14 protein-coding genes and 3 pseudogenes are annotated in these 17,679 nt (G+C 38.2%); 6 read left to right on the top strand and 11 right to left on the bottom strand.

All coding sequences use genetic code 11. From position 1 onward, the window contains the following. Window positions 1-45 precede the first annotated feature (45 nt). The 5 genes from A6755_RS13175 to A6755_RS13155 all read left to right on the top strand — a co-directional run bounded on the left by A6755_RS13175 (window position 46) and on the right by A6755_RS13155 (window position 4,689). Window positions 46-615 carry an NADPH-dependent FMN reductase gene (locus A6755_RS13175; protein WP_063590910.1) on the top strand — a complete coding sequence of 190 codons (570 nt, stop codon included), beginning with the start codon at window positions 46-48 and terminating at the stop codon, window positions 613-615. A gap of 161 nt (window positions 616-776) precedes the next feature. Then, entirely contained in the window at window positions 777-1,421 is a 645-nt protein-coding gene (ycaC, locus tag A6755_RS13170; RefSeq protein WP_063590909.1) for an isochorismate family cysteine hydrolase YcaC, read from the top strand. Between the two features lie 187 nt (window positions 1,422-1,608). Then, a complete protein-coding gene (locus tag A6755_RS13165; protein WP_063590908.1) occupies window positions 1,609-2,253 on the top strand; it encodes a hydrolase in 645 nt (214 codons plus the stop codon). After that, on the top strand, window positions 2,250-2,843 hold the full coding sequence (locus tag A6755_RS13160; RefSeq protein WP_063590907.1) for an antibiotic biosynthesis monooxygenase: 594 nt from the start codon (window positions 2,250-2,252) through the stop codon (window positions 2,841-2,843). The genes A6755_RS13165 and A6755_RS13160 overlap by 4 nt, the downstream gene beginning before the upstream one ends. Window positions 2,844-2,856: 13 nt before the next feature. Further along, the gene (locus A6755_RS13155; protein WP_063592540.1) at window positions 2,857-4,689 is read left to right on the top strand and encodes an amidohydrolase; all 1,833 of its coding nucleotides are present in this window, start codon (window positions 2,857-2,859) and stop codon (window positions 4,687-4,689) included. Window positions 4,690-5,058: 369 nt separating this feature from the next. Here A6755_RS13155 and A6755_RS28120 read toward each other — a convergent pair. The 9 genes and pseudogenes from A6755_RS28120 to A6755_RS13120 all read right to left on the bottom strand — a co-directional run bounded on the left by A6755_RS28120 (window position 5,059) and on the right by A6755_RS13120 (window position 14,639). Continuing rightward, window positions 5,059-5,450 (bottom strand): annotated as a pseudogene (locus tag A6755_RS28120) (aldehyde dehydrogenase family protein). Window positions 5,451-5,600: 150 nt separating this feature from the next. Next, on the bottom strand, window positions 5,601-5,747 hold the full coding sequence (locus tag A6755_RS27585) for an aldehyde dehydrogenase family protein (RefSeq protein WP_244889665.1): 147 nt from the start codon (window positions 5,745-5,747) through the stop codon (window positions 5,601-5,603). Window positions 5,748-5,985: 238 nt separating this feature from the next. After that, a pseudogene (locus tag A6755_RS27855) lies at window positions 5,986-6,108 on the bottom strand (SPFH domain-containing protein); the annotation flags it as partial. 210 nt (window positions 6,109-6,318) lie between these two features. Beyond that, window positions 6,319-7,002: a C40 family peptidase gene (locus A6755_RS13145; protein WP_034307347.1), complete on the bottom strand. Its 684-nt coding sequence runs from the start codon at window positions 7,000-7,002 to the stop codon at window positions 6,319-6,321. An 818-nt stretch (window positions 7,003-7,820) separates the two neighbouring features. Further along, complete coding sequence (locus tag A6755_RS13140; protein ID WP_063590905.1) at window positions 7,821-8,876, bottom strand: aldose epimerase family protein; 1,056 nt, start codon at window positions 8,874-8,876, stop codon at window positions 7,821-7,823. A 255-nt stretch (window positions 8,877-9,131) separates the two neighbouring features. Continuing rightward, window positions 9,132-10,526: a sugar porter family MFS transporter gene (locus tag A6755_RS13135; RefSeq protein WP_063590904.1), complete on the bottom strand. Its 1,395-nt coding sequence runs from the start codon at window positions 10,524-10,526 to the stop codon at window positions 9,132-9,134. Between the two features lie 308 nt (window positions 10,527-10,834). After that, entirely contained in the window at window positions 10,835-12,259 is a 1,425-nt protein-coding gene (gene araA, locus A6755_RS13130; RefSeq protein WP_063590903.1) for an L-arabinose isomerase, read from the bottom strand. Window positions 12,260-12,310: 51 nt separating this feature from the next. After that, on the bottom strand, window positions 12,311-13,006 hold the full coding sequence (locus tag A6755_RS13125; RefSeq protein ID WP_057277401.1) for an L-ribulose-5-phosphate 4-epimerase: 696 nt from the start codon (window positions 13,004-13,006) through the stop codon (window positions 12,311-12,313). Window positions 13,007-13,028: 22 nt separating this feature from the next. Beyond that, complete coding sequence (locus A6755_RS13120; protein ID WP_063590902.1) at window positions 13,029-14,639, bottom strand: xylulokinase; 1,611 nt, start codon at window positions 14,637-14,639, stop codon at window positions 13,029-13,031. Between the two features lie 341 nt (window positions 14,640-14,980). Between A6755_RS13120 and A6755_RS13115 the strand changes: the two genes are divergently transcribed. Beyond that, window positions 14,981-16,072: a GntR family transcriptional regulator gene (locus A6755_RS13115; protein WP_063590901.1), complete on the top strand. Its 1,092-nt coding sequence runs from the start codon at window positions 14,981-14,983 to the stop codon at window positions 16,070-16,072. Window positions 16,073-16,092: 20 nt separating this feature from the next. Here A6755_RS13115 and A6755_RS28255 read toward each other — a convergent pair. Together A6755_RS28255 and A6755_RS13110 are read right to left on the bottom strand one after the other, a co-directional pair. Beyond that, window positions 16,093-16,295: pseudogene (locus tag A6755_RS28255) on the bottom strand (IS110 family RNA-guided transposase); the annotation flags it as partial. A gap of 862 nt (window positions 16,296-17,157) precedes the next feature. Further along, window positions 17,158-17,601, bottom strand: a complete 444-nt coding sequence (locus A6755_RS13110; protein ID WP_063590900.1) for an Lrp/AsnC family transcriptional regulator — start codon at window positions 17,599-17,601, stop codon at window positions 17,158-17,160. Window positions 17,602-17,679: the final 78 nt, after the last annotated feature.

Genomic DNA, 17,679 nt, shown 5'->3' with positions numbered 1-17,679 from the left:
GTATATCGTGGTATGATGAGGTGATTTTAACAAGGGAGGAAATATATGACAAAAACAATAGGCCTTATTTGTGGTAGTTTACGAAAAAACTCTTATAATCGAATCATTGCTCAATCATTAACAGAGATGGATGATTCCCATCAATTTCGTTGGATCGAGATAAATAATCTACCTTTGTTTAATGAAGACTTAGAAATAAGTGTTCCAGAAACAGTGACATCATTTAAATCTGCTATCCAGGACGTTGACGGTATCATTATTGTAAGTCCAGAGTACAATTCTGGAATTCCAGGCGTATTAAAGAATGCATTGGACTGGGCATCAAGACCCCGGGAATCCGCAGTTCTTAGCAGAAAACCGGTAGGCCTAATCGGAGCAACTCCTGGGGGGTTAGGTACTGTTTATGCTCAGATGCAAATCAGAGAAATACTAGAAACTATGCAAGTTCATGTTCTTCCATTTCAAAAAGTACTGATTTCTCAAGTACATGAAAAGATTGATTCCGATCAGAAAGTGCTTACTGACGAACAAACAAAACGTTATCTTCAGCGTTATTTACAACAATTTATAAATTGGAAAGATAAAACTCTTGTTTTAGATAAAGAAGTAGAGTAAGCATTTTTAAAAATAAATCTGACGTTTTTTCTGATTTTCAAGAAAATTATTGGCATAAATATAAGTTTAGTTATAAAGTGATTGCGGAAAATGAGGAAATTCATGGTAAATAATCCAATGTTTAAACTTTCTTCATTACTTTAATTTAGGAGGAATACATAATGTCTGATCTCTATTCTCGTATTAATAAAGATGAAGCTGTCGTTCTTTTAGTGGATCATCAAACTGGACTTATGGCTGGACTTGTTCGTGACTATGGTGTTGATGAATTTAAGAACAATGTTTTGGCTCTTGCTCATACTGCTAAGTTTTTTGATTTACCAGTTATTTTAACAACAAGCTTTGAAAACGGACCTAATGGACCACTTATGCAAGAATTGGTTGATCTTTTTCCTAACGCTCCAAAAATAGCTCGTCCTGGACAAATTAACGCATGGGATAATGACGATTTTGTAAAAGCAATCGAAAAAACTGGAAAAAAACAACTTATTATCGCGGGCGTAGTTACGGATGTATGCGTTGCCTTCCCATCACTTTCCGCTATAAAAGCTGGGTATGAAGTTTTTGCTGTTACTGATGCTTCAGGAACTTTCAGTAAACAAGTTGCAGAAGCTGCCAATACGCGTATGGCACATAGTGGCGTGCAACTTATGAACTGGTTTAGCGTAGCGTGCGAACTACAACGCGATTGGCGCAACGATGTCGAAGGTTTTGGCAATTTACTTGCTAGTAATCTTCCAGGTTATCAAAATGTAATTGGAAGCTATATGGGAGCTCAGCGAGATCTTAGTAAACAAAATGCATAAATTTATTCTTAAGAACTAGCTATAAATCAATCACTTTTTTTAAAAATGGATAGTATAAATTTAGCGCTGATTTAATCAGCGCTCCTTTTTAAATTAAGAAGTATAGCAAGGCTTTTATTTTTTCGATTACAGCTGAAACTAATAATTGCCTTTTAGATAAACAATTTTATAAAAGGAGTGTTTTATTATGAGTAATTTAGAATTGTTAACTCCGGAGAACAGTGCATTAATTTTGATCGATTTTCAGCCTCAAATGACTTTTGGAGTTGCAAGCATTGACAGACAAACATTAATGAATAACGTTATGCTGCTTTCTAAATCAGCAAAAGCTTTTAATGTACCTACTATTCTTACTACAGTTGAAACACAAAGCTTTTCTGGTTATTTTTGGCCACAAATCCTTGACATATTCCCAAACCATGAAATTATAGAACGTAGTTCAATGAACTCTTGGGAAGATTCAAAATTTGTTGCGGCAGTTAAAGCAACAGGTAGAAAGAAATTGATATTTGCAGCACTTTGGACTGAAGTTTGTCTTGCATTCCCTGTGCTTGAAGCAATTAAAGCTGGCTATGAAGTTTATGCAGTTGATGATGCTTCAGGTGGCACAAGTTTGACAGCACATAATGCTGCTATGCGTCGTGTAGAACAAGCTGGAGCGATTCCAGTGACAGCAATTCAAGTTTTACTTGAATACCAACGTGACTGGGCACGCAAAGACACTTATGATGCTGTTATGGAAATTGTAAAAGAACACACTGGCGCTTATGGTCAAGGCGTGGAATACGCATATACTATGGTGCATGGGGCGCCTCCAAGCAGGAAAATATGAATCAAGAAAAAGTAACTGTCGGAGAAACTCAAACAGGGAACACTATGGATGCCGGTGGTCCAGTTACCACGATTGTTACATGGGAAATTCAAGAAGGTAGAGAAAAACAGTTTGAAACGTGGAGACATGAAATTGAAGCTGCCGCTACTAAATTTCCAGGGCATTTAGGCGTAAATCTAATAGTCCCCAATAACGGATCCAGAGAGTATACTGTTGTTTTTCGCTTTAATACGTATGATCATCTTCGTGCTTGGCAAGAATCGGATATTCGTCGAGATTTGTTAAAAAAGGCAGAACCATTTCAAGCTACTAATCCAACGTACAAAACTGAAAACAGTTTGGCATATTGGTTTGTTACTCCGAAAACGCCAGTTCCGCCGCCAAAATGGAAAATGTCCATTGTTACCGTTCTTGGTGTATGGCCTCTTAGCATGTTGGTTCCTATAGTGGTAGGACCTATTATAAAAAATATGAATCATATTATGTCAACTTTTTTTGTTTCGGTATGTATAGTGTCTTTGCTATCATGGGTAGTAATGCCCGTTCTCGGTAAAATATTTCATCCATGGTTACAGAATAATAGGAAGTAGACGAGGTGTGAACATGAATTTACCGGATATGATCTTATATAACGGAAAAATCACTACCCTTGACCCATCTCAACCAGAGGTATCGGCTATCGCCATAACTGATGGTTTAATCACTGCAGTAGGTGGGGATGAGCTTCTTGATAGTGCCACAGAAAAAACCAAAAAAATAGACCTTAAAAGAAAGAGAGCTATTCCGGGCTTGAATGACTCTCATATACACGTTATTCGTGGCGGTCTTCATTATAATATGGAATTGCGCTGGGAAGGTGTGCCATCACTTGCTATTGCTCTGGAAATGCTTAGAGAGCAGGCAAGGCGTACACCTGCTCCTCAGTGGGTAAGAGTAGTTGGAGGTTGGTCTGAATTTCAGTTTAAAGAAAGACGGATGCCAACTTTGGAAGAGATTAATGCTGTTTCTGAAGACACGCCTGTCTTTGTGCTACATCTTTATGATAGAGCGCTTGTAAATCGAGCAGGGCTGCGTGCACTGGGATACACAAAAGATACCCCAGACCCTCCGGGCTGTTTAATTCAGCGGGATAAACGAGGTAATCCAACGGGTCTTTTAATTGCCAATCCTAACGCTTCTATTCTATATTCAAGTTTAGGCAGAGCTCCAGTTCTTAATATTGACGACCAGATTAACTCAACTCGCCATTTTATGCGCGAATTAAATAGATTAGGTATCACAAGTGCCATTGACGCAGGTGGCGGATTCCAAAATTATCCTGATGATTACAAAGTTGTTGAACATTTAGCCGAGAAGGATCAATTAACTTTGCGTATTGCTTATAATCTATTTACGCAAAATCCAGATCATGAATATGAAGACTTTGCTTCATGGGCAAAAATTGTTTCTCCTGGTCAAGGAAATGATAAGTATAAAATGAATGGTGCCGGAGAAATGTTAGTATTCTCGGCAGCCGATTTTGAAAAATTTCAAATGCCCCGGCCCGACCTAGCTACGATGATGGAAGCTGACTTAAAGAAAGTAATTTCTCTATTGGTGGAAAACCGTTGGCCATTCCGTTTACATGCAACTTATGACGAGTCAATAACACGTTTCTTAAATGTTTTTGAGGAAGTCAACAGAGAAATTCCATTTAATGGTCTACGCTGGTGGTTTGACCATGCAGAAACGATCTCAGATCGTAGTATGGAACGTGTTAAGGCTTTAAATGGCGGTATTGCCATCCAAGACCGCATGGCTTTCCAAGGTGAATACTTTGTTGATTTATACGGAAAGGAAGCCGCAAAGCATACTCCTCCGATTTATCGTATGCTAGACCTGGGTATACCTGTTGGCGCCGGTAGTGATGCAACGAGGGTTTCTAGCTATAACCCTTGGGTTGCTCTTTACTGGATGGTTGCAGGAAAAACCATTGGTGGTCTTTCGATATACGATGAAAAGAATAAACTTGACAGAAAAGTAGCTCTGGAACTATATTCCAAAGGAAGTGCGTGGTTCTCCGGTGATGAAGATAAAAAGGGTACCCTTGCAGTAAGTCAGTTTGCTGATATTGCTGTATTGTCTGCTGACTACTTTACTGTGCCAGAAGAAGAAATCAAAGACCTTGAATCAATACTCACCATTATGGGTGGGCAGGTTGTTTATGGAAATGATGAATTTAAAAATTTATCACCTGAATTGCCGCCAGCATCACCTGATTGGTCACCGACGGGAGTTTATGGTTATGGTGGTGCTAACCTAGCCGACAATATACTTTCTCACGATGCCCATGATCACAAACATAGTTGCAGTAATCCTCTCCATCAACATACTCATACCGTAATAGGAAATGATGGAACTAAGTGGGGTATCGGTTGTACTTGCTTTGCTTTCTAATGAGGGTTTGGGACCGATGACGGATCCAAACATAAAATGACAAAAGCCTAACTTTCTCTTTAAAGAGAAAGTTAGGCTTTTTATATTATTTAAATAAAGTTTTACATTTTCTATTTCAGTATGTGATTATCTCATGAATTTTAAAATAATTAGGGATTTGTTTGATGAAATAAAATTGAAAGAACATGCCTTGTCTTTAAATACTCTAGAAATGTAGAAATAGTAGATTGATATTTCCTCCTGGCCATAGGTTCTGTAACTGAGGTTTGTTAATCAATGGGGAGCGTGTGTTGAATTAAGACTTTTTATGAGGTAAATAAGGAAAGGCTTAAGGATTCGACTTCACCTTAAGCCTTATCTTGCCCTATTTTAAAAATCCATCGATATATATTTTTCTTCTAAATATTCTTCAAGGCCTTGATGGCCGCCTTCTTTCATGCCGCCAAATGGCGCTTGTGCAACGATGGGAATGGCGTCGTTGTAGCCCATGATGCCGAACTCCAGAACTTCGGATACCCTGACTCCCCTGCTTATATCCTGTGTGTAAAAATAAGCGGCCAACCCGTACTCTGTATTGTTGGCAAGCTAAACGGGATGATTGGTGCGACCGGTCCAAATGTTTCCTGGTATGTGATGAGCATATCCTTGTTCACTCCACCCAGAACGGTCGGTTCATAGTATAATCCAGCAGCCAATTCCCCTTCAATTCTTTGTCCGCCACAAAGAAGGCTCGCACCCTGAGATGCAGACTTGCCCTGCATTCACATACCCTCGGGTGACACAGAGCTCAACTGCTCTGTCTCTAAATCATGGACATCCTTGTGAATGATATTCGGGGAGTTATTTCCTAATTCCAAAGTTACCTTACGAATTCCCGACTGCTTTTTATATGCCGACCTAACCGGGACTCCCTATAAAAGTGAACATCGCAATTCGTTCATCCTCCAAAAGGTATTACCTGTTTCCTGCCCAAACCCGTAAACCACATTCAGAAAACCTGCAGGCAATCCAGCTTCAGAAAAAATTTCTGCGATCTTGCATGCAATGAGTGGCGTCATTTATGCCGGCTTCAACACAATTGTATTTCCCGCTGCCAATTCAGGAGCTACCTTGTATATGGTGAATTAAACGGGGAGATCGCACCGATAACACCTTTATCGAACATAATTGGCTGCATTAGATATTTCTTGTAAAGTAAACACCTCTTAAACTTGTACACCTATTCATTCTTACTCTTAAAAGATAAAAATACCTTATGTACACTATTAATATATCGTGTACATAAGGTATATAAAAATCCCAAACATCTTTAATGGTGAACGCTACGATAATGAGTCCAACTTTAGCTAAGTCCTGCGAGGCTACCCTCTGTACCTCCTGGGAAAACTTTTCATGGTTTTTATAAACTTCCTCGACTGTCTTATGTGAGAATTAAAGAAATTATAGGTAGTATATAGAGTATCCATTATACCCAAGTGTTTCCGGGAGCAATAAAAGCTAAAATTGTATTTTAAAAAAATTTTATGTATCAATACCGATTCTACCATCCATAGGACTTCTTAGTATCCTAACCTATTGTTAGAACTAGAAAAGCCAGCCTCTTCAAAAAAGAACTGGCAACTTTCTCTATTACATTCTTTTTGCTCCTACATATCTTTTCTTCCAATAACTATTATCCATGGAGGAAATGCTTACACCGTTTGATGAGGAGCTGTGTATGAATTGATTGCCGCCTATATAAATACCAGCATGTGAGGCACCAGGTTTATAGGTTTCATAAAAGACCACATCTCCAACTTGTGGTTTGGACACCTTTGTCCCCTTTTTATAAATTTCCGATACCGTTCTTGGTAGTGTGACATTTGCGCCTTTATCAAAAGCGTATTTTAGGAATCCGCTGCAATCAAAACCTTTTGGTGTAGTTCCACCCCATACATACCGTACATTCAAATGTTTCTTTGCTTCCTTCACTATCGCAGTAGATTTATTGCTTGTTTTATTTACATTAGCTACGTTGGAGGTCTTCTTTTTTACTCCCAAAGCTTTATATGTATTCGGACCGACAATACCATCAGCTTTTAAACCTTTACTTTTTTGGAACTTTACGACTGCACTTTTAGTAACGGTCCCAAAATATTTAGTTGTATTATTACTCTTAAAATATTGTTTTTTCTTTAGAACCTCTTGTAATTGTTTTACTTCTGTATGAGTCATTCCACTTTTTAATGTACGATCGCCCAATGCAGCATTACCAACCAACGGATTTGATAGTAACAATCCAGAAACAACAAAAGATGCTATGATTTTTTTCATTTTCTCCCCCGATTAAATCTCTTTTTTATCATTTTATCACCTTTAAGTGACACACACATTTACCTAATTTTACATTATTATTACAAATGCATACATAAAGTGAGTATAAAATACAAAATAACCAAAATATTGCTCATATTTTCGAAAGGTAGTAATTAAGAGTAAATTCCTTGCTTTTTATAATAGTAACCATCCGGTTTGGATAGCCTCCTCGTACTGTGATATATTTTCCACTCCTTACATTTTATTAATTTCATTAGTTACAAATCCTTGAGCTTATTAAATATATCGAAGTTCTGACATTAATTTGGTATATTCGATTTAATCCTCTCAACCTTAAATTAGGTGTGGTGTCTAATAACGGCATATCGCTCACGACAATAACTGCCTGAATATTTTTCGTGATGCCATTCCATTCTTGTACAATTCTGCCTTGTTTCGTACAAAACAATCGAGTGAATGATTTGTCGGGGACAATCGTTTATTTTTATTAAGGCATAGGAAAAGCACCTCCTTTGATACAAGGATAGTATCAGGGGGTGCTACGTATAGAATATGTGCTGTTTAAATGGGTGCTTATCTTTAACCTTGGTTTTACAGCCCACTATCTAACTGTTTACGCTTAAAGATATAAGTTATCCTCTATCCTCGAAAACTCAGTTCGAGTGAATGGCTAACTCTTATTCGGCGGGAATCCTACCTGCTACATGTCACGAGCTATGCTCGATCGTTCTTGCAGTCACGGATGTTGATCCCAACTAGCAGCCGAATCTATGTAAAATTATTGAAATGAAATCAGCCAATTCTACTCTTTAACACTAACTGGAACCTTCAGCTGAGTGGGTACTGACCTCAATTTTGTATTTTGTTTGGGAAGTATAATTTTGGCCTGCTAAAAGAAGAATATCCCCAAAACCTTCAAACTCAATCGCCCCTGGAGCAGCTTGGGTTTCAAACGTTATTCCGCCGTGTTGAATTAATTTTTCTCCGTGCATAAGTGGCACATCTTTCACAAAGTTTGCCGTGTAAATGACAACCGCAGGCTCTTCTGTGTATACCTCGACTGTTATTTTCTGGTCAGGACTAATTAATTTGGCTGCAGTTTGATGAAGTCCCGGGCACGTAAGGAAGAATGGATGATCGATCCCTTGAACTTTTTTAACTTCTGCGTCAATGGCTTCAAAGGTTGATTTTAATTTCTTCGGGGTTCGAAAATCATAAGGCGTGCCAATTGTGCTTCGTTTTTCCCCAGTTACCGTGGTATCTTCATTTACTGGTGCAAATTCTTGAGAAGAGATTTGTAAGAAATGATCATCGATTGAATGGCTGGGATGCCCTGTTAAGTTAAAATAGACGTGATTGGTCGGATTAAAAACCGTGTCTTTATCACTTTTTGCTTGATAGCTCACTGACCAAATATTTAAGTTGTCCAATGTGTAAGTTACACTTACTTTCAAATTCCCCGGAAAACCATTCTCGCCATCAGGTGAGTCGGTTGAAAAGATGATCGAAGCACTTTCATCCGTCTCCTTCACTTCATAACCCCAGATTTTTACATCGAATCCAGGGCTGCCACCGTGTAATGTATTCCCTAATTGATTTACAGACGTTTGGTAACGTGATTCACCAATTGAAAATTCGCCATTTTTTATTCTTCCAGCGACTCTTCCTATTGTTGCTCCATAATACGTTTCTTTTTTGTAATCCTCAATCGAGTCAAATCCTAATACGATATTATTACGACCCGATTCCGTTAGGACGAACAGATTGACGATTCTTGCACCAAAGTTCGTAACTTCCATTCTTACTCCATGATCATTTTCTATCGTAAACAGCAAGACATCATTTCCAAACGAGCTTTGTGCTACTTTCATTTTTATCGGCTCCTTCCCTATTAAATTCCTTCATATAAATAAAAGCTAAAACACCATAAATTGCATAAAAAGTTCAGCTAACATTTTTAATAATTATAAAGCCCGAAGTAGCAACCTCGGGCCTAAGAAAAGGAATCATATGAGTAAATCAACATATTCTTGATGAAGTATTTTCCTTATTGCCTCCTGATTTAAAATCTCTTCTATTCTGGTATAGCTTCTTTTAATTCCGCTCCAAATCTTAACAGGTCTAATTTAAGCACTTTTCCCCTTAGCTTGTCTACTTTCCCCAATTTTTTCAATTTCCTCCAAAGTATGACCTCGAGTTTCAGGAACGCATGTCCGGATAAATAAAACACCAAGTAAACAAATAGCACCGAAGATTGAAAAAACAGCTTCTTGAGACATCGAAGCGGTCATGATCGGAAATAGCAGGCCAACCAAGAAAGAACCAATCCAGTTAAATGATGAAGCCACTCCTGACGCCCGCCCGCGAATTACCAGCGGGAAAATTTCTCCAACTATGACCCAAGTTAATGGAGCCCAAGTGAATGAATAAAGAGCTACATAGATACTTAAGAAAACAACCATCATCATCGGATTTGCATTAGGAATTAATACATTCAATATTGCCGGCAAAATAAAGGATAGTCCCATAATCGTTCCGCCGATTGTTAATAAAGTACGGCGATTAAATTTATCAGCAATCATTAGGAATATTAATGAACCTAGTACGAGAATAACCCCTTGTATAATTGGCCACATCAGCACTGAGCTGGCTTCATGCCCTGTTGCTTTTTCCACAATCATAGGAATGTAATAAAAAATTGCGTTTGCTCCCTGGAACTGTTGAAACGCAGCAACACCCACACCAGCCATTACTAAATAACGGTATTTATTACTTAAAAGAGTACCCCATGATGCTTTTTGATTTACCTTTGCTTCCTCTTTAACAGTTTCTTGTATTTGTGTTATTTCAGAATCAATTTGTTCTTTGTTAGGGCGAATATAGCCTAACACCCTACGAGCTTCATCCATTTTATTGTTCTTAATTAAAAAACGTGGTGATTCGGGTAACCTGGACACTCCAATAAATAAGATCAAAGCAGGTACGGCAGCCAAACTAAGCATCAACCGCCATGCCATTGTTCCTGGTAAGTCTTTCAATAAATAAGCGACAATGTACGAAAGTAACATTCCTGAGACAATCATTGTTTGATTAATTCCTGACAGACGTCCACGTAAACGTGCAGGCGCCATTTCCGACATGTAGGCTGGGACCAACGCAGAAGCAGCTCCAACAGCCAAGCCTAATAAAATCCGGGCAACAATCATAAAAAGGATCCCGTTATGAGGGGATATTCCTGCCAAAATGGATCCAACAGCAAAAATGATAGAAGATATTAAAATCATTTTGCGCCGTCCTAAACGATCGGAAAGTTGTCCGGCCATGGCACCTCCAAAAATAGCTCCAAACATCAACGAAGAGGTAATCCAGCCAATGGCACCTGGGTTGTTTTGAAGGTTCCAATCATGTTGCAGAAAAGGCAAAGCACCCGTCATAACGCCGATATCATAACCGAAGAGAATGCCTCCAAAAGCCCCAAAAAAATAAATGAATCCACTTGAGATTTTCTTTTCATTAACCATTTAAGTTCCCCCTAAAGGTTTTAAAATTATATTTAATCCCACTACTAAAAATATTGATTGCTTTTTGAGAAATAATAATAGTGTTTTCAACCACAAATACATGCCAGTTTCCATCGTAAAAGTTATATATTAGGATGAATTCCGTGTCGTCATTGTCTATTAAAACGCTTTCATCTTTCCCCTAAAAACCACGAAAACGCTTACGAAAATAAAGGGATCATACTAATGGTCACTATTTCCATTCTTCAACTTCTGGATTACCTATTTTTTCCCTCCAATGAAGCGGAGCCTCCTTGGAGGGAGAGACATTACTTTATAACTACGTATTCCAACCCAACAAGTTTGGCATAGGTTATGATTTGGTCTGTTGTTAAATTCAATGACACAACTGTATGGTGACCGCCACCATTCTCAAGCCAAGCTTTCACTCCATCTTGGAAGTTTGGCTTCACTTCCCAAAGTACACGGGCCACTGGCAGGTTTGGTGCTGGAACTGTTGGCTCGTATGCAGAAACTTCATTAATCAAAAGTTTATAGTTTGTACCAAAGTCAGCCATGGAAACAACGACACCGTCTCCTGCTTTGCCGTCGAATACTAAACGTGCTGGATCTTCACGATCACCTATACCTAATGGAGATACGACAATTTTTGGTTTGTTACTTGCTAAAGATGGGTCGACTTCGAGCATATGTGATTGAAGGATTGATTCTAGTCCTGCAGCTAATTCATATGTGTAATCTTCCATAAATCCAGTTGATTGGTTATGGCTCATCACTTTCAGTAAGCGATCAAGTGCTGCCGTCTTCCAATCTCCTTCACCCGCAAAGCCATATCCTTGTGCCATCAAACGTTGGACGGCAAGACCAGGAAGTTGTTTCATCCCATATAAATCTTCGAAGTTCGTTGTGAAGGCCGTGTAACCACCATCATCAAGGAAACGTTTAATCGCAATTTCATAGCTTGCCTGTACCTTTACGCTTTTCTCCCAATTTTCCCTACTGTAGGTACCATAATCAAATTCATAATGGCATTCGTATACTGCAAATAAAGCATCAATTTCTTCATCAGTAACCGCATTTACATATTGAACAAGGTCCCCGATTCCAAAATAGTCAACTGTCCACCCAAATTGGATTTGCGCTTCAACCTTATCCCCTTCGGTTACTCCAACGTTACGCATGTTGTCTCCAAAGCGAGCGACCTTAATGTTGAAGCTTTCGTTATAAGCAACCGCTACGTCCATCCATTGTGCAATTTGCTGCCGGACTTCAGGACGCTCCCAATAACCTACAACAACTTTATTTTGTTTTTTCAAACGAGCATTGATAAAACCATATTCACGGTCACCATGAGCGGATTGGTTCAGGTTCATAAAGTCCATATCAATCGTTGCCCAAGGAATACTTTCATTGAATTGTGTTGCTAAATGAAGCAATGGTTTTTGTAATAATTTTGTTCCACGAATCCACATTTTTGCAGGTGAAAAAGTATGCATCCAAGTGATGACACCGGCAACTTCGTCACGATAGTTGACTTCTTTCATGATGCTTGTGATTTTATCTGCACTAACAGCTAAATCTTGCAATACAAGTGGATAAGGTAAAATACCGCTTTCATTTAATGCATCGGCTATCGTTTGTGCATTCGCCTTGACCTCTGCTAACGCTTCTTCCCCATATAGATGTTGTGATCCTACGACAAACCAAAATTCCTTTTTTCCTGTTGTTAACATAATAAGCCTCTTTTCTTTATCTAATAGGTTGATAATTTGATAGAGTTGATCTTACTTTTGACCGTAATAAGCATATTTTCCATGTTTTCGTAAATAGTGTTTATCCAAAATATTTTGTGGTAATTCTTTTGCAAAATGATTTAATTCCCGTGTAAATAAATTCATTTTCGAAACTTCATCCAACACCACACTATTCATTACGGCGGATTTTGCATCTTTTCCCCAAGTAAAGGGACCATGACCATGAAGTAAGATACCAGGAACGGCTAAAATGTCTAACCCGCGCTCTTCAAATGTTTCGATGATTAACTTCCCAGTCTCCACTTCGTACCCACGATCAATCTCCTCTTGTGTTAGGTAGCGGGCACATGGGATGGATCCATAAAATGTGTCTGCATGAGTGGTGCCCATCGCTGGAACATCAAGGCCTGCTTGAGCCCAGATTGTCGCCCAAGTTGAATGAGTATGCACAATGCCGCCGATTTCTTGGTAATATTTATAAAGTACAGCGTGAGTCGCTGTATCTGATGAAGGCCTCAACTCTCCTTCAACAACATTGCCATCTAAATCAACAACAACCATATCGCTGGCTTTCATCGTTTCGTAATCAACGCCACTAGGCTTGATAACAAATAAACCGCTTTCACGATCAATGGCACTCGCATTTCCCCATGTATATTTCACGAGTCCATATTTAGGCAAGTCCAAATTTGCTTGAAATACCTCTTCTTTCAGTTGTTCTAACACGTCAATCCCTCCAGTTTTCCACTCATAACATCAAATTGTCTACAGCGGCCTGCTCAATCACTAAACCCTTCCTGTATCTTTCAATAAATGCTTCAAATCCTTTAACATCTACTTGATCAGGATAAATTTCTTGCCCCTCAGCCTCTTCGAATACTTTTTTGTCGAGGAAGTCTTCTAAACTTTCTTTTTGATCTTTATTCATCATGTAAGATGCAAGAATCGCCATTCCCCACGCGCCGCCTTCTCCTGCTGTTGACATAACTGATACTGGAGCATTCATTGCAGCCGCAACGATTTTTTGTCCAACAAGAGGGGTTTTAAATAAACCACCGTGAGCCAAAATGCAATCAATTGCAACATTTTCTTCTTTTGTCAAAATACCCATTCCGATTTTCAATGCACCGAAAGCAGTAAAAAGGTGAGTCCGCATGAAGTTTGCTAAATTGAATTGACTCTCAGGCGAGCGGACAAATAATGGTCGCCCTTTTTCCAATCCTGTGATATTTTCACCTGAGAAATAACCGTAGCTAAGCAAACCGCCACCATCTGGATCCGCTTCCAAAGCTTTATTCAACATTACTTCAAATAATTTATTTATATCAACCTTTTGTCCCATTGCCTCAGAAAATTCACGGAACAATCCCAGCCAAGCATTGAGATCACTTGAACAGTTATTCGCGTGGACCATTCCAACGGGACTTCCATTTGGTGTAGTTACCAGATCAATTTCTGGATATACTTTTGAAAGTTCTTTCTCTAGTACAATCATCGCAAAAACGGAAGTTCCTACTGAGATGTTTCCGGTACGTTTCCTCACACTATTCGTAGCAACCATTCCAGTCCCCGCATCGCCTTCCGGTGGACAAATTGGAGTGCCTGGTTGTAAATTTCTTGATCTATCCAGGATTTTCGCTCCAATTTCGGTTAATTCACCCGCTTGCTCGCCTGAAATGTAGACTTTAGGAAGAATCTCTTTAAGCTTCCAAGGATATCCTTTCTTCGCAATTAAATCGTCAAACTGCTTGACCATTGATTCATTGTAATCTTGCGTTGATTCATCAATGGGGAACATGCCTGAAGCATCTCCAATGCCAATTGCTTTATTTCCAGTCAATAACCAGTGAATGTATCCAGCCAAAGTCGTAATACAATCAATGCGAGGCAAATGTTTCTCTTCATCTAATATCGCTTGATAAAGGTGAGCAATACTCCATCGTTCAGGGATATTAAATTGAAATTGATCAGTTAGTTCTTTTGCGGCAACACCTGTTGTTGAGTTACGCCAAGTTCGAAACGGAACAAGTAGCTCCCCTGTACTGTCAAAAGCCATGTACCCGTGCATCATTGCGGAAAATCCAATAGAACCTATTTTCCGAATGGTAATTCCATAATTCCGTTCAACTTCTTGCTTCATTTCACTATAAGCTGTTTGCAGACCAGTGATAATATCCACTAAGTTGTACGTCCAAATTCCATCTTCCAAGAAATTTTCCCATTCATAACTTCCAGATGCGATAATTTCATGATGATTATCAATCAACACCGCTTTAATACGGGTGGATCCAAATTCGATTCCAAGTGAAGTTTCTCCCCCGATAATCGCTTGTTTAATTTTTAATATATTCGTTTGCACGTTAATCCCCCTTCTGTCAGCGCTTTCAATAAAAGGAGGCGCTTAAATTTATTAACAACCATATTATATTTTTTGTACGTACATTTGTCAATATTTTATATTATTTATACTTACAACTTCCAGACGGCATACTCCATCCTCACCTTAAAGTCATGAATTTGTATTAAAGGAAGTTATCCGACATGAAACCTAAAGGTAAATAGGTAGGCGGAATATAAAACTTTATACAAAAAATAAGATGATTTGTTTTAAATTATTCAAAAATTATGGTAAAATATGTCCGCACAAATATTTTAAGCGATAAATTAGAATGCAAACAACTATGGAAGAAGTGAGGTTTAATGAAACCAAAGTATCAGGTAATCATTGATGATTTAAAAAATAAAATCCTTACAGGTGAATATAGTGTAGGGGACCAAATTCCTACTGAATCCGTCATGCAAGAAATGTACAACGTTAGCCGACACACTGTACGAAAGTCCATTTTAGAATTATCAAACGAGGGATTCTTGAGAAGTGAAAAAGGATCTGGCACATATGTTAGTAACCAATATCAATCAAAATCTGGTGGCAATTCCAAAAATAAAACGATTGGTGTAATCACTACCTACATTTCTGATTACATTTTCCCTTCTATTATCCGCGGAATTGAAAGAAGATTGAATGAAGATAATTATTCGTTACTATTAGCCAGTACAAATAATGATGTTGAACAAGAAAAGAAAGCCTTGGAAATGATGTTGTCATTTGGCGTGGATGGTATGATCATTGAACCTACAAAAAGCAATCTATACAATCCCAACATCGGTTACTACCTATCATTTAAGGAACAAGAGGTTCCATTCATCATGATCAACGCTTATTATGAAGAATTAGAGGTTCCTTTCTTTTGCCTGGATGATGTGCAGTCAAGCTACCTCGCAACAAAAGAATTGATTTCGAAAGGACACACACAAATCGGACTCATTGCTAAAATGGATGACTTACAAGGAAAGTATCGAATGAAGGGGTATATAAAAGCACTTGGAGAAGCCAAATTACGCTTTCAACCAGAACAATTGCTTTCGTATACTACAGAAACGAAGCTAGACCTATACACGAACTTGAAAGAGTTCCTAAATGAAAATAGAGACGTGTTGTCTGCCATTGTTTGTTATAACGACGAGGTAGGTTTGGAAGTAGTAAATGTATGCAGACAACTCGATATTTCTATTCCCGAACATTTATCAATTATTGGCCAGGACAATTCCTATATTGCGAAAAATGCCAATATCAAACTAACGACATTAACACACCCACAAGAACAAATGGGACATGATGCAGCTGATTGGGTCATTAAGAAATTACAAGGAAAGAAGGATTTACCAAACGAAACCTATTATCAGCCAGTGTTAATTGAAGGCGAAACTGTCAAAGAGTTAGACATACAATAACCTTAGTGTGTGATGACTATAGGCTCCACTCCCACAATGGCTGCCTCCATCCATTTTTTAAAACCAACAAATCCATCTTCATTATTTTCAAATGCAAATGGGTCTACGATTACAATTCCACGGGAATTCACTGCTCTAGCACATGTAATTATTGGGCAATATCCACTCCAATGGAAATTCTATCGTTTAGTTGATTTTGTTTATCTTGCATTTTAAACTTCATATTAGGGTTCCTCATAGGGTTTTGAGTTAGTGTGGTGTCTTACCCATATCTCACTGAGGAGCCCTATTTTTTTAAAAGCTGAACCCGATTTGTTCCATAAGAAAAAGGCTGCCACAGCAACCTCCCTTTTTAAAGCAAGACCCATTAGTTCAGTAAGGACTTTTGGATTATTTTAACAAAAACATTCTTTCTAATGAAATTGGAACAAATAGTAAGACTGTTGCAAACCAAATGGGGTAGCTAAACGAGCAGAAGAAATTGCTTAATCAACAATTATGACTAACGTAGCCTGCAACTAGGAAAGTACATTGAGCACGTAGATGAACAAAATGGAACAGGTACAATCCATTCACTTGTTAACCTAGTAAAAAACAAAGTGTGTGTAACCAGCTTATAAGAACAGTAATTTGTCCATATTTCTTCGATACATTAATTAACCTCCACCTGGTTTCATGTTAGATTAAGTTCATGGACCATCTTCGTTAACAATCTATCCCCTTGTTTAAGTCTACAGCATATCTCTTTGCCACCTCTTTGCTGACGGATTCCCGCTTTTACCCACATCCCCCGCGATTAAGGGAATAATAAGAAAGCAGACCCTGCTACTACGGTAATTAACGTAAACAAACAATGTTGGCCCGTCATCATCAATTCAGGAGCTAAACTAACAATTTCTATATCAACCATTCCAACACCAATATCAGCAAGCGCATAATCATCTAACGTTATACTTTTCCCTTCGAATCTACGATATTAAAAAAGACTATTCCCACTGCTACTGTCCCAGTCGAACATCCCCATACTTGGAACGATTCATGATGATTGGGAATACAGAATCTTCTTTTAAAAAAAAATATATTTATTAAATTGTGGCAGTCAACGGATTATGTTGCTTAATTTCTTGTATTGATAGATTTAACGAATAGTTCCCATAATCGAGAATTTTATTAAGAAAAAGATTCAATAGTTCTTGGGAGTTAACTTTTATTTTCAAATGGTAACAACCTTCTCCCGATACTCGGTGAGCTTCAACTATCTCATTTCTATCATTAATAAAACGTATAAACGAATCATGGTCTGCTGTTTCCATATAAATAATGACAAATGCTGTATAAGAAAGTCCTAATTTCATTTCATCGACTATTAATGAGTAGGCTTTAATTACTCCATTTTCCTCAAGTTTTTTAATCCGATTTCCTACTGCTTGTCCCGTCATATGAATTTGTTCACCTAAGTCTTTCCACTGAATACGTGAATTTTCGGATAATAACCGAAGGATTTGAAAATCAATGTTATCAAGTTCCATAATAAATTCCTTTCACCATGAAATGCTTTGATATAAAAGTGTTTCATCAAAGTATCGATAGAAATCAATATATCATTT

The sequence above is a fragment of the Peribacillus frigoritolerans genome (assembly GCF_001636405.1).
In the GTDB taxonomy this organism is placed as follows: domain Bacteria; phylum Bacillota; class Bacilli; order Bacillales; family DSM-1321; genus Peribacillus; species Peribacillus frigoritolerans.
The sequence above is the reverse complement of the archived record's forward strand: the minus strand, read 5'-3'. Positions and strand labels throughout refer to the sequence as shown.